The sequence below is a fragment of the Peribacillus sp. Aquil_B1 genome (assembly GCF_022603275.1).
Lineage (GTDB): Bacteria > Bacillota > Bacilli > Bacillales > DSM-1321 > Peribacillus.
In genome coordinates, this window is record NZ_JAKXEE010000004.1 from 432,345 (window position 1) to 454,185 (window position 21,841).

Below are 21,841 nucleotides of genomic sequence, written 5' to 3' on the forward strand. Positions count from 1 at the left end.
TCATTAATAACTCATTTATGAATTGATTAATGATAAAATAATGGAATAATTTCCTTGATTAAATGGGGTGAAGAAATGTATTGGAAATTAAGAATTCCTCTTTTTTTGTTTGTTATGGGTGTTACATCTGGTCTTTATCAAAAGTTTCCTAACCTTTTTCTTGTAAATACATCTTATTTTATAAGAAGTGTTGTATATATTGGCCTAATTGGAATCATCTTTACCATTTTAGAAAATTCAAAAGTGAATGAAAAAAAAGTCCATATCATTATTGGGATGATGTTAATTTTTTCAGGAATTTTATTTGATAATCTAATGGTGTAAAGATCATCCTTAATCAACTAACAGGTGCGTAGCTGAAGATCGGAGCTGTATTTAAGTCAGTTTTTTCTTTATGCAACTATCGGGGCAGAATAGTTTAAAAAGGGTTATCAAAGGAGTCGGTAAGAATGAGTTTAGCTTCCTACATTGGCTGTAATATAGAATTACCTATTAACGATGATGAATATTCAGATGATTCTTTTTACATTGGAAGATGTTTTGCAGGAGATAGCGAACTGCAAAATTTAAAAAAATATCAGTTTACTAACCCTTATGTTTACGAGGTATCAAGTCATTGGGGAATTGAGATTTCGGAATATATGAATCAAGAAACCTGTGCTGAATCAAAAGTAAAACTGTTAGAACTTTGTAAAAGAATGGACAGCTATCTTGAAAAAGGGGATTATTTTGAACTGTATAGCTGTTGGATTGGAGATGAAACTGATAAGCGAGAGGGTGAGATAACTCTCCAAATCAATAACTTTGATATTGACCAGATTGAAATACCAGAAAAAACGTTAGTGAGATTTGAAAAATAAAGGCTTCTGTGCGTTAGCTGAAGATCGGAGCTGTCTTTAAGGCAACTTTTTCTTATGGAACTAAAGGGGCAGGATAGTTCCATAAGGAATACTGTTAAGTGACATTAAAGTTGTTTAAAAACGTCATTCATATTATTCCATTAAAGGGCCAGATTGTTGAGGAACATAGCAATTAGCAGCAAGCTAGTTTACTTAATAAATCCTATATACAATTAAAAAGGATCTTTGATTGGAAGATCCTTTTTTTATTGCTTAATTTATTTTCTTATTGTCTTTACTTAGAACATGAATTTCATAAGGGCCAGGAAATGATTTTTTTATTTGTTTATATTGAAAAAATTCATTTGTGAGTTCTTCAATACGTTTTCCTATTTCTTTAGCTTTTTTATCTGTACTGTCCATGGAAGTATTAATAATAATGGGATTCTGATTATCTAATATAGTTGTAGATGTAACTTTTAGATCCTTTATTTCTTTCAACCCTTGATCTATTGATGGCATAACTTTCATTTCCCAATCTCGTTTTAAATTTGATTTAAAACGTATTGGAATATCCTTAACATTGAATCCTTTTTCTTGAGCTAACTTAAGAAATTCTTTATGAAAATTGTTAACCTCATGTGGCTCAATAACTTCTTTATCGTTTCTATAGAACATTAAGTCCAATTGTATAATGCGTCCGTCAGTGGCTGAATATGAAGTTCCTGTCAACAAAACATCAATTTTATCGACCTTCTTCATTTCATTTGCTACTTCCTGAATAATTTTTTCCTCTCGTTTTTGTCTTTCTGTCTGATTGGTGTCATTCCAATAAGCAAGAACTTTTACTTTATAATCCATATACTTTTTTGTTTTCAATACTTCTTCAATATTACTTTGAAGATCGTCTTTTAAATAATTAAAATTTTTCTTGGAATAAGGTCTAATCACGAGAATGACTTCTTTCTTCTCTCGAGAAAGGGTTAAATCATAGCCATCTGGATGCCCTTTTTTCTTAAACACATTTTTGTTAAAAGAAGATTCAATGGCATTTTCTAATTTGATTGTTTCATAATAAGAAATTAAATTATTTGGACTACCTTTAGATGTGACATTATTATCAGAGCTTTCCATTTCGTTATTGGTTTTATTTGATGTACATGCTGCTACAAAAAATAACATACCGAATAAAATGAATAACATTGATATTTTTTTCAAAAAATCATCCCCTTGACTCATTAGCATTTTTACCCAACATTGTTAATTGTAACATAGTTTTTAATGTTCTTATTAAGCTTCTCCATTAGCCACCTATGAAGTGTTAATGTTTCAATAAGTGGGGAACCCTTAAACAGCTTTTAATTTTCCACAATCGGGCGCGATTCTTTAATAAGAATCGTTTTTCTTAATGAACTAACAGGTGCTTTACTTCATTACCAGGAGCTGATCAGCAGCTCCTTTTCTTATGCGAAAATATGGTAAAATGAGTAAAAAAGGAGGGGCAATATGAAAGTCGTTCTTCAAGCAATTATAGGTTCAATATCGATTCATGCAATCTATGTAGTCGTTATGATGTTAGTCGGTTATATAAAAACAAAAAACTATAAACCAGATATTGAGAATGCATGGGGAGCAGTAGAAAACCTTCACAACGAGGTAGAGTTTGTGAGTGCTACACCCTCTCATTTTTATGTATTATCATTTTTAGGAGTTTCAGTAATATGTGGAATTGTAATTTTATCGTTTGAAAAGTTAATGAACTAACGGGGTATGATAATTAATTATAGAATGACTAACGTGATAATGACCTTAATGATTAAGGGGGAGAAGGATGGAAATTCGTTCAGTGAAAGGTTCAGATTACTATGCAATATCACCGCTAATCAATGAGTGGTGGGGCGGAAGGCAAATGTCTGATAGGTTGCCGAAATTATTCTTTGATCATTTTACAAATACAAGTTTCATAGCCGAAAAGGATAGGGAAAAAGTCGGTTTCCTAATAGGGATTCTATCTCAATCTCAATCTGGTGAGGCATATATTCACTTTGTCGGAGTGCATCCTGAATACAGAAAAAATGATATCGGAAGACATTTATACAATCAATTTTTTAATGTCGTTAATGAAAATGGCTGCAATGTTGTCCGTTGTGTAACGTCTCCTGTCAACAAGTCCTCAATTGCCTATCATTGCAAGATGGGATTTGAAATGGAAGAGGGAGATACATTTATTGATGGTGTTTCAGTCCACTCTGACTATGACGGACTAAATCAAGATAGAGTTTTATTCGTGAAACAGTTATCAAATTACAAAGATTTTCAATGAAATCCTATTCTTAATAAAGTAAGGTCGACCAGTAAAAATCCGGTCGACCTTTTTTATAGAATCAACTAAGGAGGGACTGTCAGCTAAAGTGTGTTTTTTATACATTCCTAATGCTATCTAGAATAGCACTTACAATACCTGTTCTCTGTAATATTTCTCTGTAGCGCCTCATAATTATCTAATCTGCCCAGTGTATGCCCACCATGGTTAGTCGACTGGTATTTAGGTGATTTTCTTCTTCTTAGATAGCTCTTCTTTTATGGTCCTATAGGGACAGGATAGTTCACATCAGATAAGATATAATTTGGATTAATATACAAAATTTTGATGGGAATAGAAAGGAAGCATGAAAATGACAGAAATGATACCACTGACATCGGAGAATTTGGAGCAATGTATCGAACTCTACATGAACGTGTTTAATCGTGAACCATGGAATGAAAATTGGACATATGAAACGGCTAAAGAGAGACTTTCCGACTTATTGCATACGCCTAAATTTCTGGGTTTTTTATTTCAGGTTGATCACCATGCAGTTGGTTTTGTTGCTGGAAATAGTAAGGTGTCTTATCAAGGTTTAACTTATTATTTGGCAGAACTTTGTGTGAATAATGAAATGCAAGGTAAAGGGCATGGCTCAAAGATGCTTCAATCTTTAGAAGATGAACTGCAGAAGAGAGAGATTGAAAGTCTATATTTATTAACTGCCAATGACGGGCTTGCAGAAGCATTTTATCTGAAAAATGATTATGTTGTAAATGAAGATCGGGTGGTCATGAAGAAAAATTTATTTTGAAAAGTAGCCAAGGGGTGATGGAATAGTGTCGAAATCTGTAAAGTTGTATCAATTAAGCAGGAAAGTACATAAATGGACTGGATTGGTTTTATCCGTTTTTTTCATGTTCATCGCAGTCACAGGCCTCGTGCTTGTTTATATGTTACCACTCGGAGTGGCTGATGAGTTAAGGACGGGGAAAGAGGCGGATCCAGATCAAGCGATACCTATGGAGAAGGTCGTGTCCATTGCTACATCTCAGGATCTTCCAGGTGCGGACTCGGTTGAAGATATCTTTAGAATTGAATACAGACCAAGTGCAAATGTGTACCAGGTTCGCTTTAATAACGGTCAAGGTGTTCAAATAGATGTGAGTACGGGAAAAGTGCTATCCACAAATCCAGATTACTCGACGTTCCTCATCACTTTGCATGATGGAACCTTCTTTGGCGATTGGTATAGATACAGTATCCTTACAATGACGGGTTTATCCTTAATCCTGCTGTCATTTTCCGGGTATTACATGTTCGGGTATCCTCTCTATAAGCGTCTAATGGCGAATAAAAGGCAATCTTAATAGGAGGTGGTAATGTGTCTATAAAAGGTTTGAATCACTTTTTATTTTCAGTTTCGAATTTAGAGAGTTCCATAGAATTTTATCAAAATGTTTTTGATGCTAAATTGTTAGTTAAGGGGAGAAACACTGCCTATTTTGATTTGAATGGAATATGGCTTGCCCTGAATGCAGAAAAAGATATTCCCCGTAATGAAATAAGCCAATCATACACACATATCGCATTTTCAATAGAAGAAGCTGACTTTATGAACATGTACGAGAAACTAAAGGAATTGAATGTAAACATCCTGACAGGACGTCCAAGAGATGAACAAGATAAGAATTCCATTTATTTCACCGATCCTGATGGTCATAAGTTCGAGTTTCATACAGGTACTTTACAAAACAGAATAGATTACTACAAACAAGAAAAAGCCCATATGGAGTTTTACGACTGATAATTAAACGATGAAAAGGGGAATGTTTGTGAAAACTATTGGCCTTATTGGCGGAATGAGCTGGGAATCGTCGCTGGAGTATTATCGACTCATCAATGAGGAAGTAAAAGCCAAATTGGGAGGATTGCATTCAGCAAAATGCATTTTATATAGCGTGGATTTTGAAGAGATCGAACGCCATCAAGCTGAAGGGGATTGGGAAAGTTCCGGTAAATTATTAGCCGATGTAGCCCTGTCTTTGGAAAAGGCAGGTGCCGAAATGATTGTCATCTGTACAAATACGATGCATAAAGTGATTGGACATATTGAAGAAAAAATCAGTTTACCGATTTTACACATTGCTGATTCAACGGCAAAACAAATTCAAAAGTCCAAAATCAGTACCGTTGGTTTACTGGGCACTAAATATACGATGGAGCAAGACTTTTATAAAACACGAATTGAGTCTAATGGCATCAAGGTTTTGATACCAAATGACGAGGATAGAAACGTGATCAATAAAGTAATTTATGAAGAATTATGTTTAGGGGAAATCCAACAATCATCAAGGGATCATTACAAAAAGGTCATCAAGAGATTAGTGGATGAAGGAGCGGAAGGAATAATATTAGGCTGCACCGAAATTGGATTACTGGTAAAAGCAGAGGACTCAGAAGTGCCATTATTCGAAACAGCTGTTATACATGCCATTGAAGCCGTTAATATGGCTTTAGAAAATTGATGTGATTAGACACTGTAATAAGGAAGGTTGCTGCGGCAGCCTTTTTTTTGTGGAGATGAGGGGAAGGAGAATTCAGGTGATTTAACCGAAATAATGGAATGGTATGGTATGTTAAAGTTTTACTAGACGATATGACTCGAATTTAAAGGGAGATAAAGATGAGAAATGTAATATATATATTTATTACTAGTTTGATTTGGCTTTTATCAGGAGCTTTTTTGTTCATCCATAGTAAGGGGATGATGAATGTTAGCCCTTGGGGGATGCACAATGTTGTTCATATAACGATACAAATAGCCGTTATTCTATTACCGGTTATTGGGCTATTTTTATCCATTCTTATTAAGAAAAGAGTCATAAAATACGTAATGATTTTAGGATGCTTAATAAATATTCATTATCTCTCCATCCCATTTATCTTTGCTTGGTTACATTACTTTAAGGTGTTTGATACAGTAGAATGCTTTTTGCAACAATATCATGCTTAAGCTGTGCTTATGCAGGTAATTAGTCAAAATGAAAATGATATGATATTTATTTTGCAGTAAAGGAGAAGGTTGGCTTATCTAAAGAAAGATGCAATCTTTTCATATGTTCTTCTCGGTTAGGCTAACGGGTGCTTTACATTAATAACAGGGTTGCTGTGGTGGCACTAAAGGGGCAGGATAGTTCCAGAAGGAATACTGTTAAGTGACATTAAAGTCGTTTAAAAACGTCAGTCCTGTTATTCCATTAAAGGGCCGGATTGTGGAGGGGAATTTTGATTCTACAAATAATTGGGGAATCGGAAGAAGGAAAGCTATGGATAATTAGTGATGTAAGTTTATGCTTTTTATGTAATAATTACTTTGTAGAACTGTAAAGTTACAATTCATACATAGTGAAGGTGGGGATCATAATGGCAACGGGAACGCATACTGTAGTAGTTCCAGCAGATGTACAAGCAGTTTGGGATTATGTCAGTGATCTCGAAAAATGGGCAACGACAGTACCAGCCTATAAAGAACATGAAATCATAAATGACAAGCAATCTATTTGGACATTTGAAGGTAGTGTGAAAGGTATTAAAAAAACCATACAAGCGCAGGTAGATATTACCGAATGGAATGAACCTTCAAATATTAAGTTTGAACTAAAAGGTTTATCAGATAATTTTACAGGAAGCGGTCACTTTACTGCAGAAGATGTTAATGGTAAAACAATAATGACTTGTACAGTGGAAATCCATGCAGGCGGATTATCTGGTGCGGTGTTAACACCAATTATTAAATGGGCTGTTCCAAAAGTAGCATCTCGTTTAACAGAATCTATCGCACGTAAAATTGCAGTATTCTCATAGTTTTTTCAAAGATTGAAAGCCAATTCATTTTGGAGATACCTTCTCTGAAGTATAGATGGTAACATTCTGAAGTGACCAATATAATGATATCGAGCTCTACTAGAAATTTTATAATTAGCGGAAAGGGGGCTGTCCCAAAAGGATGGCCTCTTTTTTTCAATATTCCAGAATCGCATTTCTTAATGAACTAACGGATGCTTTAGTTCATTAAGGGTCACTAAAAATAATCAAACTATTTTATAAAAACTTTATAATAATTGACAAGAAAAGAATCCATTTTGATCAATCTTTTTTCAAAATGGATTCTTCTTTATTTACGTTAATATGTGAGTTTATGGGGAACCTTTGATTAATCTTTATTACAACAGAAAACTAACGGAAATGAAAATTTATAGAGAAAGACCATCTTAAAAAAATCATGGTCTTATTCAGTGCTCACCAACTTTAATTAGGGCTTTTCACTGATTGAATTCGTTATCGGACGTTCGATAGGTATTTTTCGTGTACATAACCTGTTCCCTTACCATACTGAATTTTATACCAAGAACTGCTCTTAGTGATAACTGTAACGATTTGGTTTTTCTTCAAAGAGCCAAGAACTTTCCCTGATGTGGATGGTTGGGAACGGACATTTAACTTCGTAGCATTGACCTTCCCAGTCATTTTCTTAGCTGCCGGTTTGTTTAATGTGTAGGAAGTGGTCGTTGTACGTTTGTTCTGGCTTGGATCAATCGCTGTAATGGTAAACATATACTTTCCGTTCGATACCTTTGATACATTCCATGATGCACTTTGGACACCGGCAGTGTTTGCAGCATTATTGGTTAGCGTCGCCACGGTTTTGCCTTTTGCATCTTTTACTTGAACGGTTACCTTCGCCTTTTCATTAATCTCATACTTCAAAGCAACATTACTCGTTTTTGAATCATAGGAGGTCTTTATATTATTAATGGAAGGTGCCGTTATATCGGGTTTTGTTAAAGTAAATGGAACCGTTGCTGAGCTTTTATTTTTATTGCTGTCGATCGTTGTGATTTCAAATGAGTACTTACCGTTCGAAATCTTCGATACATTCCAAGATGTCCATTGGACACCGGCATTTTTGTCTACATTATTGATCGGAGTAGCTAAGATTTTGCCTTTTACGTCTTTTACTTGAACGGTAACCTTTGCTTTTTCATTGATCTCATACTTCAGGAAAACTTTATTCGTTTTTGAGTCATATGAGGTATTTGTATTTTTAATAACTGGAGCCGTTGTGTCAGGCTTTGTTATTGAAAATGGAACAGATGCTGAACTAGTATTATTACTACTATCAATCGCTCTAATTTCAAAGGTGTATGATCCGTCGCTTGCCCTTAAAGCATCCCAAACGGCTATTTGCAATCCTGACGGCTTTTCGTCCCCTTTGACAAGAGTAGCGACGACATGCTCTTTTTTATCCTTAACTTCCACTGTCACCTTCGCTTTTTCATTCGTGACAAAGGTTAATTTGACTTGGTTTGTTTTAGAATCGTAATACGTTTTTATATCTTTAATCGTTGGTGCTGTTTCATCTTTAGGTGCAGGGTCTGGAACTGGTGTTGGTATTGGAGTTGGAATGACAGGTGCCGGATCCGGCTTTACTGGTTCCACTTCCTCAGCTTCTGGCTCATAGGCCTGTTTTAAGCTTGTCCCTTCATAATAGAAAGCAAGAATCTCGGGATATGTACGTCCCTGTTCGCCAGCCTGTTTCGCTCCATACTGACTTAGTCCGACACCATGGCCGTAGCCCTTGCCTGAAACGTTAATCTCATCCCTTGCCGTATCCACTTTGTCTACTAAAAAGCTTTTCATGAAGCTCAGACCAATAATGTCTCTTATTTTCGAAGCCGTTACATCTTCTAATATTACACTTTGCTGTAGCGCTTTCCCCTTTTCTTTCACCATAAATTCAATTGTAATACTTCCTTTACTCACCCTGCCGCCACTTGTTGGTGCATGAAGGGATAGGAAAGGGACAGCCGTAATTTTAATGTCTTTACCTGTATAGCCATTTGTCTGTAGCCATGCTCTTATATTAGAAATTACTGGAGTTTGTTCAGCTTCCTTGGTATTAGCCCACCATGTATCTGCTTTTGTCAAATCTAAATTTGTTAGGTCTATTTGTTGCTTTTTTACACTAAAACTCCAAACGATTTGCGGATCATATGGATCGTCTTTGACCATAAAATATGGTAGCTCTGCACCAATCCAAACATTATTGTTGGACTCGGTTTTCCCTCCATTGCTAGAGGAAAAAAGTGCATCTGAACCTATATGTAGTTTTTCACCATAACCGATGACCTGACCTTCTGTTGCTTTAACAGCTTTTGTTGAGTTTTCGTGCCAAGTGTAGCCACCGTATACCTGGTAACTCATTGTGTCATCGGGCGTTCTGTTGATGTAGCTCATCGCATAGGTTCTTGCCGCAACAGCCTGTGCCTTTAAAGCTTCCTGATTCCATAAAGCCGGCATTTCAGCTGGAACAACCCCTTTTAAATAATCTTCAAGACCAATTGAGTTATATGGACGGATGAATTTCCCATCTTCCATAATGAAACGGAAACTACCTAAGTATGTACGACCATTAATCGAAAGCGGACCGTTCCCTGTTTCAGACTTCACTTCAATCTCAGAAGCTTTGCCTATTTCTTTTGAATCTGTCAGAACAACAATGTCCGTACCGCTGACCCTTAACGTATACTTCTTGTTCGATTCTAGTTTTACATTTGCTAGATTCGTAGTGTACGTGACTTCCGGTTCGACGGTAATCTCAGATTTGTTACCGAGATAGCCTTTTAATTTAACCTTAATGATCGAATCGGCTGCCGCCTTAACTGATATTTCTGGAAGCAAAAATAGCATGAGAACGAGTGTTACAAACATCCATATTCCAAACCGCACCTTTATCATTGAATAACCTCCTCTGAATTTGAAAATACACTAAATAATAGTATACCATCCATAATTAGACATCAGGTATATTTTACTATTTTAGGAGTCCCACCTAATTGCCATCACCAGCACAACCAGTAAAAGATGAAAAGACGGCATTCAAGACAGCCTTTTCTTATGGAACTAAAGGGGCAGTTTAGTTGTATAACGCTCTTCAACAAAACGCACAGTTTTTTGAAAAAAGGATAACGCTGAATGTTCGAGAAATTTTAATATGATGAATTTTATTGTTGTAGTACACATATTGGACAAGGTTTAATGGAATTTCAGTGTGTTTTTACAAATTGAGGCTAAATAAGGTATGACCATCCATATGGACAATCCAAATAAAAAAGTAGACTCTAAAAAAAAGTCTACTCTCATAAGCTTATTTAATTAATTATATACTTGAGCACGTGGTGCTGGTGTTGATGCTCATAATTCTTCAGTATAAGCTAGCTTGCTTACAGATTTCTGTCGATGAAACTGAAACTCCTACAAAAAAGTTTAATACTAATACTATTTTGATTGCTCTGTACCTACAATTTGGATTTCAAGCCCCCACGGACTAGTAATATAGAAGAAGCCGATTGGACTATATACTCTAACCGATACACCAGGAGTATTTTCAAAATAAGTGTAGGCCATTTTAAGGTCCGTTACTGAAATTGCTAAATGCGCTGTACCAATATCTGCAGGTTTTGGTCCAACATTTTGTTCAGGGTCAGTCCATTGAACAAGCTCTAATTTCTTCCCACCATATTGGAGGAATGCTGCGCCTTGTACAAATGTCAAACCATCAAAGTTCATTGAAAGGCTACCAAAGTAAAGTGAAATAAAAGACATTGTTCCTTAATCAACTAACGGTTGCTTTAGCTTAGGATCAAAGCTGTCTTTAAGGCAGCTTTTTTCTTATGGCACTATCGGGGCAGGATAGCTGAAGAAGAACAAAGAATAATATTAATGTTTTTCTTGGGTTTAGACATTATTTAATATGTCTATGTTTATGCTGGAAAGGTTTAAAAAAGCAATACCTTGGCAGGCATTGCTTTTTTTTTGATCTGAGGTGGATTAGTGAGTAAGTAGGATGAGGATATCAATGTAGAAGTAGCAACTTTTACTAGAAAAGATTTGCCTCCATCTGTTTTAGCAACCTTCTTAGAAGCATCCTTTCGTCCAAAGTAATATCTGTTAATAGCCTATCTTGTTGTTTTCTCCACTTTTCATTAACAGGGGCTTCAAGATTTTTTCCAGCGTCGGTAAGGAAAATCCTGGTAATTCTTTTATCGTCGTAATCTTTTCGTCGAATAATTAGCTCTTTCTTCTCAAGAGCTTTAACCATATTAGTAACTGTGGGAGCCTCGCAATTTAATTTGTTACAAAGTTCAACTTGAGTTAAGCCATCTTCTTTCCAAAGTTTACATAAAAGGTTATCTTGTCCAACATGCAAGTTAAGATCATGTAGTAAATAATTGTAATTTCTTCGTGTCTGTGACGAAATTTTGTCTAATAGCTCTCTTATTTCATCATTTAACATATAAAAACTCCCCGTCTAAAATCATTAGTGACCTAACTATAACTTGGAGTGTATTTTAAGTCAATTTATGGGTCATAGCCCAACTAATCGTTTGAACTTTTTGCCTTTTCACCATACTCTTTACCAAACGCTTCCATCATATCTAGAACAGGGATTAATTTCATTCCTTTTTCTGTGAGTGAATACTCTACTTTAGGAGGGACTACAGGAAACACTTCACGTTTAATGACACCATCGTTCTCTAATTCTCTTAGTTGATTAGTGAGTGAACCTTGTGATAGGTCCCATAGAAAATTTTTGATGTCAGAATAACGACGTTTAGTTCCTTTTAAGTACCAAAGAATAAAATACTTCCAACGTCCAGATAAAACATTTTGAGTAAATGCTATTGCGTACATATCTTCTTTTTCATCTATAAATTCTCTTTGAAATCCATCTTTACAAACCTTCAATTTATTTCACTCCTGTCTATAAGTACAAAAATATGTACTATATCCATTTAGATTGCCCTCTTTTCAACTAATTATAATGACTTTATGATTGTGTACATAAACCAAAGCAAATAATTACTAGTTAATTATTTTTATCTGAAAGACGATAAGATTAACATTATTTTTTGGTTTTATAGTTAGTAGGCTAACTAATTATAACATAGATAGGAGTTTTTGATTAGTGGATATAGGAAATTCAGGACTAAAATTGTCGATCTTAGACTTCGTTCATATTTATAAAGAAAGTAATGCTAGAAAAAGTCTTCAAAATACAACAGAAATGGTTCAATTAGCAGACCGTTTAGGATACACCAGGTATTGGTTCACTGAGCATCACAATACAACTACTTTGATGAGTACCTCACCTGATATGTTAAGTATGCATGCAGCTGCTCATACCAAAAACATTCGTGTAGGTTCTGGTGGGGTTATGTTACCTAATCACAGTCCTTTGAAAGTGGTGGAGAACTTCACTCTTTTAGAAGGATTATATCCAGGTCGAGTGGATCTTGGTATAGGGAGGGCCTCTGGAACGGATGGCTGGACTATGTGGGCTTTGCTGAGGTCCAAAGAATTATTAGGAGTAAATGATTTTCCCGAGCAATTAGACCATTTGCTTTCCTTTTTTGACCGTAACTTCAAAATTACTCATCCTTTTAGTAACATAAATCCTCCTGGAGACAAATCGATGGTACCTGATATGTATATGTTGGGTTCTAGCGAGGGGGGATTACAGTTTGCACTCGAAAAAGGCTTGGGATTTGTATTTGCTGCACATCTCGCACCACAATTAGCTGTTCCGATGTTAAGAACTTACAATTCTAACTTTAAACCTTCGTCTTATTTAAGTGAACCGAAAAGTATGATGGCGACTATTGTTATCACAGCCGAAACTGAAGAAGAGGCTAAGTATATTGCAGGACCGGCAGAGTTACTATGGACACGGATGAGTACAGGTTCAAAAAACCTTACATTTCCTACACCAGAAGAAGCCAAAAATCACAAATATACTCTAGAAGAAGAAAGAGCTAAGGAAAGAAATAAAGAACGCTTTATTATTGGCAGTGTAGCAAACGTCGCTGACCAACTTACTAAGACTGCGAAGGCAAGTTTAGTTAATGAAATTATTATTGCTGATTTTTATCCAGATCAAGAAACTCGAAAAAGAGGACATGAATTATTGGCAAAGGAACTAGGGTTAATACAAAAAAATAATGAACTCGGTATGTAAGAAGGAGAATTCAATAGTGATTGGAAGAAAACTTAAACTTGGAGGCATCATCGACGGAGTTGGTTGGAACTATTTTGGATGGCGACATCCTGATATACCAGCAAACGCCAGCGAAAATATTGATTTCTATGTTGAAAAAGCCATCCAACTTGAGAGTGCGAAGTTTGATGCGGTTTTTTTAGCTGACGTCAGTCATATTGGACCGGGCATGATACCACATTATCTTAGCATGTTTGAAGGAATATCTATCTTGTCTGCATTGAGTATGGTAACTCATTCTATAGGATTAACTGCTACAATAGCTACTTCATATGCTGATCCATTTACAGTTGCCAGACAGATAGCTTCGCTGGATAAGATTAGTAATGGTCGAGCCGGATGGAATGCTATCACTTCTAATCCAGGAGGTTTAGCAAATTATAGCCGTACTCATTTAAGAAAATCAGACCTTTATCCACTGAAAGAAGAATTTCTAGAAATTGTTGAGGGTCTTTGGGATTCGTATGAAGATGATGCATTTATACGTGATAAAAAAAGGGGAGTATTTTATGACCCAAGTAAGATGCATTCATTAAATTATACAGGCAATTACTTTTCAGTAGATGGACCTTTAAATATTAGTCGTTCTAGACAAGGAAGACCAGTTGTCTTTCAAGCTGGCACTTCCTCAGCTTTTATGGATATAGCTGCTAAGCATGCTGAAGTCATCATGGCGCCTGGAGATAATTTTGATTATCTAAAGGGATATACTGCTGAACTGAAAAGAAGAGTGGAAAATCAAGGACGATCACCAAACGCACTACTGATAATGCCTTCTCATAGCCCAATAGTGGGTAAAACAGAAAAAGACGCACTAGAAAAATTGAGAGAAATAGAGTCATTAATGCCTATTGGTCATAGACTGCCAAGGCCTCAATTGATGGGATCAGCGGAGAATGTGGCAGAGAAAATAGAACATTGGTATAGAGAAGGGATAATGGATATCTTACTAATTAGACAAGATTACCCAGCAGGATTTGAGGACTTTATTAAGTTAGTTGTCCCAATATTACAAGAAAAAGGCATATTCAAAAATGAATATGAGGCTAATACACTTCGAGGAAATTTAGAGCTACCTTACCCTGAGAATATGTATAAAGAATAACAAAAATTAAACCAGACAACAGAAGGAGAAGTTAACAACATGAACAGTAACCGAATTACAAATCTATTAGGTATAAAATATCCCGTTATTTCAGCTGCAATGACATGGGTCACATCAGCAGAGTTTGTTGCAGCAGTATCAAATGCAGGTGGAATGGGTGTATTGGGGCCAAATGCAGGTCAAAAAGAAAAAGCGACAAGCGCAGAAGATATGGCAGACCGATTAACAAAAGAAATTCGCAAAGTGAGAGAATTAACTAACAAACCATTTGCAGTAAATTACATTTTTCCAATGGGAGGGGCTTCAGAAGATCCATTTACTAATGCTGTTTTTGAAGTATTGGTTAAAGAGAATGTAAAGAATGTTATAGCAATTGGACAGGGGGTCGTTGATCGTGAATTGAAACGACTTAAAGAACATAACATTAATGTGATTTACAGAGATCTAAGTCCTACAGTAGACAAACTAGTCAAAGCTGAAAAAACAGGTGTAGATGCATTAATTGTTACAGGTTATGAAGCTGGTGGTCATATGAGTGATTATAAAATTAGTACTCTTTCTCTTGTTCCACAAATAACCTCCCTAGTAAATATCCCTGTTATTGCTGCTGGAGGGATTATAGATGGTCGTGGAGCGAAAGCAGCAATGTCTATGGGAGCAGAAGGGGTATATATGGGGACTAGATTTATAGCGACAAAGGAGAATCCAGCAAGTATAGAAACAAAAAAAGCTATCCTTAATGTAAAGAGTGAGGAGTTTATTGAATTTAAATCAGGTACGGGACATTTGAGGACGATACCGACAGAAGCGGGTAAAAAGGCACTAGAATTAATCAACCAAGGTAAACCTAAGGAAGCATATAAATATTATGGAGAAGGGTTCAAAATAGGGATGTTAGACGGAGACCTTGTTAATGGTACCATAAGTGTATCTGAATCAGCTGGAGGCATTAAACAAATTCTAACATGCCAAGAAGTGGTTGAAGAAATTGTTCGTTCAATTGGGTAAAGATTAGCTTTAATCTCAAGGGAATTCAAACTAGGTAAGTACACTTGGTTTCATGACCGGTTTACCACTATCGGTAAACTAAGTGGATAAGAATCAAGTAGGTTTGGCGTTTTGCAATCTGACAATTAAAATAATCAATAGAGAAGAGGATACAAATGAATGATACCATTAAATTGCTTAATAAGCATACATCCATACGCTCTTATACAAATCAACCACTGACAGAGGAACAAAGGGTTGCAATATTTAAGGCAGCTAATCAAACATCATCTTTTAGTCTATTACAGGTAGTTTCTATCATTAGAATTACTGATCCAGTTCTTCGAAAAAAGGTGATGCAACTATCTGCAAATCAGCCTTATATTGAAGAAGCAGCAGAGTTTTGGATTTTCTGTGCTGATTTTAACCGAAATCATCAAATAGCCCCAAAGGTGGACCTTAATTATATTGAATACCTTTTAATAGGTTCATTCGACGCTGGGTTAATGGCTCAAAGTGCTTTAACTGCAGCTGAATCAATGGGACTCGGTGGTGTATATATCGGTGGAGTAAGAAGTAATATTAATGAATTAACTGAGTTATTAAGCTTACCAAAGTATGTGGTTCCTTTAGTAGGGCTATGCATAGGCCATCCTGCTGAAGAGAAACCTGGACTAAAACCACGTTTACCTCAATCAATGGTAATGTTTAATAATCAGTATCAATCTCTAGATGAACAAAAATTAGCAGATTATGACCAACAGATGCGTGAATATTACCGAAATCGTACTGTTAGAGCGCCATTCACCGTTAAGAAAGTAAAGGGATGGAAAGATCATATTGAGGATCATCTTGAAAGAAGCAAACAGCCATTCATGCTCAAGTATTTAAACAAACAAGGATTTGCAAAAAAATAGCAGTTATTAAAATGTTTCCACAAAAATAATGTACTTTTGAAGACTACACTTAAACATCGGTGCATTGATCTAAAAATGATTAATGCCCTCTTTTATTTTAGTTTCATTTGAAAATAACCTGGCAGGATAATAGGAAAAAGGATAAATTCTTTATCATCTAAGGTTTATTATTTTTAATAAGCTGTTTACCTAAAACTAATGTAGATGAACAGTGTTAACAGTAAAAGATATAAAATATGCAAAAATAGTGATCAAAGTTATTTTGATCACTATTTTTGGTTCCAAATTTTCTATGTCTTCTATTCAATCTAAAATTTAATACCAGAGCAATCATCAATATGGGTTTCCTGAATTATGAATTATAAGTTTCTCTGTTTAGATTTACAATATCTTCATGAGATAATTCAGCTGATAACTTCTCTATTACCTTATCCCGTAGGAATGGGGCTTTTTCTTTATTTGCTTTTTTCAATGCTTTTGTTAGTTCTTCTTTTGTTAGTTCTGTGCAGTATGCAGGAGTTCCTGGTTGTTGTCTCCACGAATCATTTAAAGAGCCACCATCCACTGCATCAAAGCCTAGTTCGTTTACTACGTCCATGATTACTTGTTGAAGTGATTGGTCATTACCGGCAATCGCCATAGCAATGCGACCACTAGCACCTTCGGGGGTTCCTTTATTTTCTAACGTATAAGCTAATTGGTTGTTGAAAGCTTTAATGACAGGTCTACCTAATTGATTTGAAACCCATACACTTTCAACCATCCCGTCCTCAATTTCTTCAATCTTATTGTCTCTAAAAGGATAATAATTTGTAGTGTCTACAACGATTACTTCCTCTCCAATTTTATCTACAATGTTACGAATGCTTGGCATTACAAGAGAAGGGAGAGATATTATAAGAACATCAATATTTGTTATTACATCTTCTAAACTCACAGGTGTTCCAGCAAGCTCTTTTCCTTCCAAATGTTCAATTCCTCGTGCATCTGCAATTTTGACATCATTTCCAGTCTTAACTAATTTTTTAGAAATAATTGACCCGATAGTTCCTGCACCTATAATTCCAAATCTCATTATTGTTCCTCCTAAGAATGTGTATATCAAAGAATTATTCTGCTTAAAGTTAACAATGATATTATTATCCCTATCAATAATAAATATCACCTCTTTATCAATCCATCTCATTAGATAATAAAAACGTATTGAGTGTTTGTTACATATACTAGAATGCATCCAATTCTAATTTTTTTGAAGAAGGCAATAAAAATTGCCTTAGTACATTTTTTTGTACTTAACAATAGAATGCAGGTGAATGAGTGTCTAGAAAAGTAAGGATGGATGTATAGTCTAACGGCAATTTTTTCTTATGATAAAAGATTGTGAATGAATACACTTAAACTAACGGATGCGATAGCTGAAGATCGGAGCTGTCTTTAAGGTAGCTTTTTCTTTATGCAACTAAAGGGGCAGGATAGTTGTATAAAGGGGTTCAAAAACATTTAGATAATCTTCACCTAAATGTTTTTTTGTTTGGTTTTTTTGTACGACTGTACTAAAATAAGAACATGAGTAAAAAAAATAATCCAACTAACCAAAAACAAATGTCATTCATCGAAAAAGCTCGTAGAGCTCAAATTGTGGAATGTGCGATTGAAACAATCGCAGAAGTAGGTTACGCTCAAGCCTCTTTAGGACAAATTGCAAAACGTGCAAAAATCAGTAAGGGGGTTATTTCTTATCACTTTGCAAATAAAGAGGAATTATTGGAGCAAATACCTATTGAATACTATATGGCTTGGCAATCATATATTGCTCCACGAATAGAAGCTCAAAAATCTCCTAAAGAAATGCTTCGGGTGTATATTGAATCCAATCTTACATTCGTAGATGAAAATCGGAAGCATGTTTTCGCTGTTATAGAAACGGTTTCTAATCAGAGAACTGCTGATGGTAAACTTCGGTTTGCAGCAGACCATGATGAAACTATTTTACTTCCAATTGAAAATATTCTCACCCTAGGGATGCAAGAAGGAATTTTCCGAGAATTTACAAGACCATCGGCAAGGGTGATGGCGTTAACAATAAGAAATGCCATTGACGGGTTCACCATTGAATTAATGAGAAAGCCACATTTAGATGTTCAGGAGTATACTAGAGAACTGGTTACAATCTTCGATAAATCAACTAAAAAGTAATGTGTCACATAGGAGGATAACAATGATTTACTATGAGGTACTTTGTTATAGTTGTAAAAAAATATTCAGAGTATACGAAGGTTCACTAAAATATAAACAATTTAAGGAAAGAAAGAGTAGGACTTTTTGTTGCGATGATTGTGGTCATAAAATACGCATTGAAGCAATCAAAAATTTCTTTAGATAGTAATAGATTGTGAAGGATTGTACTTAAACTAACGGATGCGTTAGTTCATTAAAAACTATGGAAAATGATAAAACAATTTTATAAAAGAATCATTCAATTGAATATATTAAGAGCGTGTTTTGGTCAATCTTTTTTCAAAACACGCTCTTTCTTTTCGTCTACCAAGGTTTTTAATAACAATATGATTAAACTTTATTTTAAAATACAATCAAAAAAAATGGATAAGTTGGGTATAATTGAACTTACCAAGGAGAAACTTGTCCTTTTCCACCGACCATACCGCATAGATTATGGAATCTCAAAGACAGAAGGATTAGTCGCTTTTGGTGTGGGTCATACACATCTTCAATTATTTAAGATGAAAACTATCAGTATGGGATTTTCCTTTATCCTTCCAAGTAACATGAACTTTATAAATATGCCCTTTCTTAGGCCTATCTCCACCATAAAATCTTGCAGAAAATGGGTATAATACCGTTTCTTCACCGTCTTCGGCTATTCCTTCTTCAAAATCTCCTACAGACATTAGATTTTTATTATTATCTGTAAAAGTTATATCTTCTACAGTAACTTTATCTCCAGACTGTTGCTTAAGGGTGCCAGTCCAACCCTTTTCAACATATTGATCTTGATTCTTTTTATAAGTTGCTTTCCACATTCCGTTTTCAGATGTACCCCAGATTGCAATACTGTTGTAATACCAATATACTCCTCCACCCAAAAGTACAAAAATAATTAATAATTTTAAATAACTTTTCTTTTTCATGAAATTCCCCTTATATAACTTTTTGTAACTGCGTTTCTTTAATTTACCAGAAGTTATTAAAGCAAACTATCTTTTTTTATTAAAATAAAATATGAATATGATATGTAGAGCTAGTTTACATAAATTTTTACAAACCCAGTGATATCAATGGGTTTAAAATGGCATCGAATTATCCAATATACAGGATTTGATACATCGTTGATACCAGGCCTTTTGTCGGGAAATCATGGCAGCTTTTTCTTATGGAACTAACGGGGCAGGATAGTTCCATAAGGAATACCTAAATATCAGATCTAACGAGGAAACTATTTTAAGGAGGAAAACATGAGCTTGGAGCATGTTTTTCACCTTATTTCTAAGATGATATAAACGTCAGTTCTATAAAAGAACGAAAAAATCTCTAATCTAAACTTTTAGAGATTTTTTTAATGCAAAAACACAACTTTTATTTAGCTAATACGTCTAAGTATTGAACATTCAAGAAAAGGAGGGTTGGTAACTTGTCGAAGAACATAAAAGAAGAACTTGCAGATTGGTATGACCGACATAGTAAATCCATTTTAAGTTTTATTTTATTGATGGTTAAGGATTATCAACAAGCAGAGGATTTGACCCATGATACCTTTGTAAAAGCGTATTTATATCATAATTCATTTAATCAGCATTCGAGTGAAAAAACATGGCTATTCAGTATCGCTCACAATTTAACGGTCGATTTTTTAAGAAAACGTAAACCCAGCAGATTCTTTAAAGAAGTATTTCTTTTGCAAAAGGACAATAACTCATTGCCTGAAGAAATGATTCAAATAAAAGAGGATTCATTTGAACTATATAAAGCGTTAGGGGAAATCAAAGATACATATCGAAAGGTGATCGTTTTAAGAAAAATCAAAGGTTTTTCTATTGAGGATACGGCAAAGATATTGGGCTGGTCTGAGAGTAAAGTTAAATCGACTCTTTTTAGAGCCATTCCAGCATTGAAAAAACAATTAATAAAGGAGGGGTATTTGGATGAAAAAACAATATGAAGATACTGATTTTGATAGTTCCTTTAAGAAGTTAAATGCCGATCTAATGTGGAAAACAAAAGAAAAACAAGAACTGAAAAAACGAATCTTTACTGATATTGAAAAGTTGGAGTCCCAAAAGAGAAATAAGAATCCCCTCCTATCAACTCGTATCAAAAAAGTAAGTTTGATCAGAAAATTGACATACTCTGGAATCGCGTTGATATTATTATTGGGTTTATTTATTGGCTCTACATTTGTCTCTCCAGCTATGGCCCAAATTGCAGCTAAAATTATGCCACTGAAAATTACTTCAAGTTTTTCAGCTAATAATATAGATGAAAATCTTCATCAAAAACTGATAAAGCTCATAGAAAATCAAGGATACAAGGTGGACTCTGTAGGATCGATTTATGATCCATTTACTATTGATATTAGTCTCATACTCTCTAACGAACAACTAAAAGAAGCAAAAGAGCAACTTACTCCATTGGTGAAAGAAACATTAAGTAATCATGGAATTGACGACTATAATTTACTGATTAGAAATATTGAATCATCTGAAAGATCTACTAGCTTATCAAAAAGAGATGTTAAAAGGCGAGTTATGTACGATTCTTTACGTCAAATCGTATTCGATGTTTTTACTAAATACGGATATGAGGAAGAGGCCAATTATGAATTAGCAGGTTTGAACCAAACATGGTTTTCAAACATTTTACTGTTAGATATGCCTGATCATATTAAAGAACGAAATTCTATTATCTCAGATATTCAACAAGAAATCGAAGCACAAAATCTAGATATCAAAGATATTAAAGTCCATTCTTTTAACTTGGAACATCGAAAGCAAGACAGTCGTTGGTCTTATATTGCTAGCGATCTCCATGAATCTCTAGCTGGTAAATCGACTTACAAAGTCACTGGCTTGTCTTATCAAGTGAAAAAGGGCCATGCCTATATCGACTTAGGAACAAATTGGACTACTACCCCTAGCACACCATTACTAGATGAGCTTGAAAATGCTATTAAGACGTATCTAGCTTTACCCGACGTTAAAAAACAAATGCAAGGAGATCCATATACAATCAAATTATTAATGGAAAATGGTGAAGATTTCATGGTCATTTCACCTGAGGGGTGAGTTCAACAAGGAATATAGATTTTTTATGATGAAATTAACTAGTGGGATACTCGGCAAACTTCTTTTAAAAACAGCTTTATTTCAATAAAGAAGGTTGCTGTGCTAGCCTTTTTCTTGATCAGAGCTGTCTTTAAGGCAGCTCTTTTCTTATGGAACTAAAGGGGCAGGTTAGTTGATTAAAGAAATGCACAGTGGCATATTTTCCTTACATAAGTATAGAAGTATTTCTGTTAGGATATTTATCGGAAGGTGATTATATTTTGGAGAT

At 34.9% G+C, this 21,841-nt stretch carries 25 protein-coding genes; 18 read left to right on the forward strand and 7 right to left on the reverse strand.

Annotated elements, in window-relative coordinates:
- The first annotated feature begins 75 nt into the window (after positions 1 to 75).
- Both MPH60_RS23360 and MPH60_RS23365 read left to right on the forward strand, forming a co-directional pair.
- On the forward strand, positions 76 to 324 hold the full coding sequence (locus MPH60_RS23360) for a hypothetical protein (RefSeq protein ID WP_241594732.1): 249 nt from the start codon (positions 76 to 78) through the stop codon (positions 322 to 324).
- 125 nt (positions 325 to 449) lie between these two features.
- A complete protein-coding gene (locus MPH60_RS23365) occupies positions 450 to 860 on the forward strand; it encodes a hypothetical protein (protein WP_095395662.1) in 411 nt (136 codons plus the stop codon).
- Positions 861 to 1,112: 252 nt separating this feature from the next.
- Here the strand turns inward: MPH60_RS23365 and MPH60_RS23370 are convergent, their stop codons facing one another.
- A complete protein-coding gene (locus MPH60_RS23370; protein WP_241594733.1) occupies positions 1,113 to 2,057 on the reverse strand; it encodes a hypothetical protein in 945 nt (314 codons plus the stop codon).
- A gap of 288 nt (positions 2,058 to 2,345) precedes the next feature.
- Here MPH60_RS23370 and MPH60_RS23375 point away from each other — a divergent pair, with 288 nt between their 5' ends.
- The 8 genes from MPH60_RS23375 (at position 2,346) to MPH60_RS23410 (ending at position 7,011) form a co-directional block, all read left to right on the forward strand.
- The gene (locus MPH60_RS23375; protein WP_241594734.1) at positions 2,346 to 2,603 is read left to right on the forward strand and encodes a hypothetical protein; all 258 of its coding nucleotides are present in this window, start codon (positions 2,346 to 2,348) and stop codon (positions 2,601 to 2,603) included.
- A 67-nt stretch (positions 2,604 to 2,670) separates the two neighbouring features.
- The gene (locus MPH60_RS23380) at positions 2,671 to 3,162 is read left to right on the forward strand and encodes a GNAT family N-acetyltransferase (protein WP_241594735.1); all 492 of its coding nucleotides are present in this window, start codon (positions 2,671 to 2,673) and stop codon (positions 3,160 to 3,162) included.
- A 352-nt stretch (positions 3,163 to 3,514) separates the two neighbouring features.
- The gene (locus MPH60_RS23385; RefSeq protein ID WP_241594736.1) at positions 3,515 to 3,958 is read left to right on the forward strand and encodes a GNAT family N-acetyltransferase; all 444 of its coding nucleotides are present in this window, start codon (positions 3,515 to 3,517) and stop codon (positions 3,956 to 3,958) included.
- Between the two features lie 25 nt (positions 3,959 to 3,983).
- Positions 3,984 to 4,514 (forward strand): PepSY domain-containing protein, encoded by a 531-nt coding sequence (locus tag MPH60_RS23390; RefSeq protein ID WP_241594737.1) that lies wholly within the window; start codon positions 3,984 to 3,986, stop codon positions 4,512 to 4,514.
- Positions 4,515 to 4,528: 14 nt separating this feature from the next.
- Complete coding sequence (fosM, locus tag MPH60_RS23395) at positions 4,529 to 4,951, forward strand: FosM family fosfomycin resistance protein (protein ID WP_241594738.1); 423 nt, start codon at positions 4,529 to 4,531, stop codon at positions 4,949 to 4,951.
- Between the two features lie 28 nt (positions 4,952 to 4,979).
- Positions 4,980 to 5,672: an aspartate/glutamate racemase family protein gene (locus MPH60_RS23400; protein ID WP_241594739.1), complete on the forward strand. Its 693-nt coding sequence runs from the start codon at positions 4,980 to 4,982 to the stop codon at positions 5,670 to 5,672.
- A gap of 158 nt (positions 5,673 to 5,830) precedes the next feature.
- Positions 5,831 to 6,160 (forward strand): hypothetical protein, encoded by a 330-nt coding sequence (locus MPH60_RS23405; protein ID WP_241594740.1) that lies wholly within the window; start codon positions 5,831 to 5,833, stop codon positions 6,158 to 6,160.
- A gap of 410 nt (positions 6,161 to 6,570) precedes the next feature.
- The gene (locus tag MPH60_RS23410; RefSeq protein ID WP_048687801.1) at positions 6,571 to 7,011 is read left to right on the forward strand and encodes a CoxG family protein; all 441 of its coding nucleotides are present in this window, start codon (positions 6,571 to 6,573) and stop codon (positions 7,009 to 7,011) included.
- Between the two features lie 474 nt (positions 7,012 to 7,485).
- Here MPH60_RS23410 and MPH60_RS23415 read toward each other — a convergent pair whose 3' ends face one another.
- From MPH60_RS23415 to MPH60_RS23430, 4 genes are all read right to left on the reverse strand, one after another.
- Entirely contained in the window at positions 7,486 to 9,945 is a 2,460-nt protein-coding gene (locus MPH60_RS23415; RefSeq protein ID WP_241594741.1) for a SpoIID/LytB domain-containing protein, read from the reverse strand.
- A gap of 540 nt (positions 9,946 to 10,485) precedes the next feature.
- Positions 10,486 to 10,776, reverse strand: a complete 291-nt coding sequence (locus MPH60_RS23420; RefSeq protein ID WP_241594742.1) for a hypothetical protein — start codon at positions 10,774 to 10,776, stop codon at positions 10,486 to 10,488.
- A 310-nt stretch (positions 10,777 to 11,086) separates the two neighbouring features.
- Positions 11,087 to 11,503: a MarR family winged helix-turn-helix transcriptional regulator gene (locus MPH60_RS23425; protein ID WP_241594743.1), complete on the reverse strand. Its 417-nt coding sequence runs from the start codon at positions 11,501 to 11,503 to the stop codon at positions 11,087 to 11,089.
- Positions 11,504 to 11,586: 83 nt separating this feature from the next.
- Positions 11,587 to 11,955 (reverse strand): winged helix-turn-helix transcriptional regulator, encoded by a 369-nt coding sequence (locus MPH60_RS23430; RefSeq protein WP_272492868.1) that lies wholly within the window; start codon positions 11,953 to 11,955, stop codon positions 11,587 to 11,589.
- 220 nt (positions 11,956 to 12,175) lie between these two features.
- Here MPH60_RS23430 and MPH60_RS23435 point away from each other — a divergent pair, with 220 nt between their 5' ends.
- The 4 genes from MPH60_RS23435 (at position 12,176) to nfsA (ending at position 16,273) form a co-directional block, all read left to right on the forward strand.
- Positions 12,176 to 13,225 carry an LLM class flavin-dependent oxidoreductase gene (locus tag MPH60_RS23435; RefSeq protein WP_241594744.1) on the forward strand — a complete coding sequence of 350 codons (1,050 nt, stop codon included), beginning with the start codon at positions 12,176 to 12,178 and terminating at the stop codon, positions 13,223 to 13,225.
- A gap of 16 nt (positions 13,226 to 13,241) precedes the next feature.
- Positions 13,242 to 14,369: an NtaA/DmoA family FMN-dependent monooxygenase gene (locus MPH60_RS23440; protein ID WP_241594745.1), complete on the forward strand. Its 1,128-nt coding sequence runs from the start codon at positions 13,242 to 13,244 to the stop codon at positions 14,367 to 14,369.
- Between the two features lie 39 nt (positions 14,370 to 14,408).
- A complete protein-coding gene (locus MPH60_RS23445) occupies positions 14,409 to 15,377 on the forward strand; it encodes an NAD(P)H-dependent flavin oxidoreductase (RefSeq protein WP_241594746.1) in 969 nt (322 codons plus the stop codon).
- 155 nt (positions 15,378 to 15,532) lie between these two features.
- Positions 15,533 to 16,273 carry an oxygen-insensitive NADPH nitroreductase gene (gene nfsA, locus MPH60_RS23450; RefSeq protein ID WP_241594747.1) on the forward strand — a complete coding sequence of 247 codons (741 nt, stop codon included), beginning with the start codon at positions 15,533 to 15,535 and terminating at the stop codon, positions 16,271 to 16,273.
- Positions 16,274 to 16,625: 352 nt separating this feature from the next.
- Here the strand turns inward: nfsA and MPH60_RS23455 are convergent, their stop codons facing one another.
- The gene (locus MPH60_RS23455; RefSeq protein ID WP_241594748.1) at positions 16,626 to 17,348 is read right to left on the reverse strand and encodes an NADPH-dependent F420 reductase; all 723 of its coding nucleotides are present in this window, start codon (positions 17,346 to 17,348) and stop codon (positions 16,626 to 16,628) included.
- Between the two features lie 491 nt (positions 17,349 to 17,839).
- Here MPH60_RS23455 and MPH60_RS23460 point away from each other — a divergent pair, with 491 nt between their 5' ends.
- The gene (locus MPH60_RS23460) at positions 17,840 to 18,469 is read left to right on the forward strand and encodes a TetR/AcrR family transcriptional regulator (RefSeq protein ID WP_241594749.1); all 630 of its coding nucleotides are present in this window, start codon (positions 17,840 to 17,842) and stop codon (positions 18,467 to 18,469) included.
- A gap of 22 nt (positions 18,470 to 18,491) precedes the next feature.
- Complete coding sequence (locus tag MPH60_RS23465) at positions 18,492 to 18,656, forward strand: DUF2197 domain-containing protein (RefSeq protein ID WP_241594750.1); 165 nt, start codon at positions 18,492 to 18,494, stop codon at positions 18,654 to 18,656.
- A gap of 349 nt (positions 18,657 to 19,005) precedes the next feature.
- On the opposite strand, the gene MPH60_RS23470 is transcribed toward MPH60_RS23465, so the two are convergent.
- Positions 19,006 to 19,422 (reverse strand): hypothetical protein, encoded by a 417-nt coding sequence (locus MPH60_RS23470; protein WP_241594751.1) that lies wholly within the window; start codon positions 19,420 to 19,422, stop codon positions 19,006 to 19,008.
- 500 nt (positions 19,423 to 19,922) lie between these two features.
- On the opposite strand from MPH60_RS23470, the gene MPH60_RS23475 reads away from it, so the two are divergent.
- Positions 19,923 to 20,450, forward strand: a complete 528-nt coding sequence (locus tag MPH60_RS23475) for an RNA polymerase sigma factor (protein WP_241594752.1) — start codon at positions 19,923 to 19,925, stop codon at positions 20,448 to 20,450.
- Positions 20,434 to 21,573, forward strand: a complete 1,140-nt coding sequence (locus tag MPH60_RS23480) for a DUF4030 domain-containing protein (RefSeq protein WP_241594753.1) — start codon at positions 20,434 to 20,436, stop codon at positions 21,571 to 21,573. The genes MPH60_RS23475 and MPH60_RS23480 overlap by 17 nt, the downstream gene beginning before the upstream one ends.
- The last annotated feature ends 268 nt before the right edge of the window (positions 21,574 to 21,841 follow it).

Excerpts from the sequence above, each read along its gene's own strand:
- MPH60_RS23365 (WP_095395662.1), top strand. The coding sequence starts at position 450 with ATGAGTTTAGCTTCCTACATTGGCTGTAATATAGAATTACCTATTAAC.
- MPH60_RS23360 (WP_241594732.1), top strand. The coding sequence starts at position 76 with ATGTATTGGAAATTAAGAATTCCTCTTTTTTTGTTTGTTATGGGTGTT.
- MPH60_RS23405 (WP_241594740.1), top strand. The coding sequence starts at position 5,831 with ATGAGAAATGTAATATATATATTTATTACTAGTTTGATTTGGCTTTTA.
- nfsA (WP_241594747.1), top strand. The coding sequence starts at position 15,533 with ATGAATGATACCATTAAATTGCTTAATAAGCATACATCCATACGCTCT.
- MPH60_RS23385 (WP_241594736.1), top strand. The coding sequence starts at position 3,515 with ATGACAGAAATGATACCACTGACATCGGAGAATTTGGAGCAATGTATC.
- MPH60_RS23460 (WP_241594749.1), top strand. The coding sequence starts at position 17,840 with ATGAGTAAAAAAAATAATCCAACTAACCAAAAACAAATGTCATTCATC.
- MPH60_RS23380 (WP_241594735.1), top strand. The coding sequence starts at position 2,671 with ATGGAAATTCGTTCAGTGAAAGGTTCAGATTACTATGCAATATCACCG.
- MPH60_RS23410 (WP_048687801.1), top strand. The coding sequence starts at position 6,571 with ATGGCAACGGGAACGCATACTGTAGTAGTTCCAGCAGATGTACAAGCA.
- MPH60_RS23480 (WP_241594753.1), top strand. The coding sequence starts at position 20,434 with ATGAAAAAACAATATGAAGATACTGATTTTGATAGTTCCTTTAAGAAG.
- MPH60_RS23375 (WP_241594734.1), top strand. The coding sequence starts at position 2,346 with ATGAAAGTCGTTCTTCAAGCAATTATAGGTTCAATATCGATTCATGCA.
- MPH60_RS23455 (WP_241594748.1), bottom strand. The coding sequence starts at position 17,348 with ATGAGATTTGGAATTATAGGTGCAGGAACTATCGGGTCAATTATTTCT.
- MPH60_RS23470 (WP_241594751.1), bottom strand. The coding sequence starts at position 19,422 with ATGAAAAAGAAAAGTTATTTAAAATTATTAATTATTTTTGTACTTTTG.
- MPH60_RS23420 (WP_241594742.1), bottom strand. The coding sequence starts at position 10,776 with ATGAACTTTGATGGTTTGACATTTGTACAAGGCGCAGCATTCCTCCAA.
- MPH60_RS23465 (WP_241594750.1), top strand. The coding sequence starts at position 18,492 with ATGATTTACTATGAGGTACTTTGTTATAGTTGTAAAAAAATATTCAGA.
- MPH60_RS23415 (WP_241594741.1), bottom strand. The coding sequence starts at position 9,945 with ATGATAAAGGTGCGGTTTGGAATATGGATGTTTGTAACACTCGTTCTC.
- MPH60_RS23425 (WP_241594743.1), bottom strand. The coding sequence starts at position 11,503 with ATGTTAAATGATGAAATAAGAGAGCTATTAGACAAAATTTCGTCACAG.
- MPH60_RS23445 (WP_241594746.1), top strand. The coding sequence starts at position 14,409 with ATGAACAGTAACCGAATTACAAATCTATTAGGTATAAAATATCCCGTT.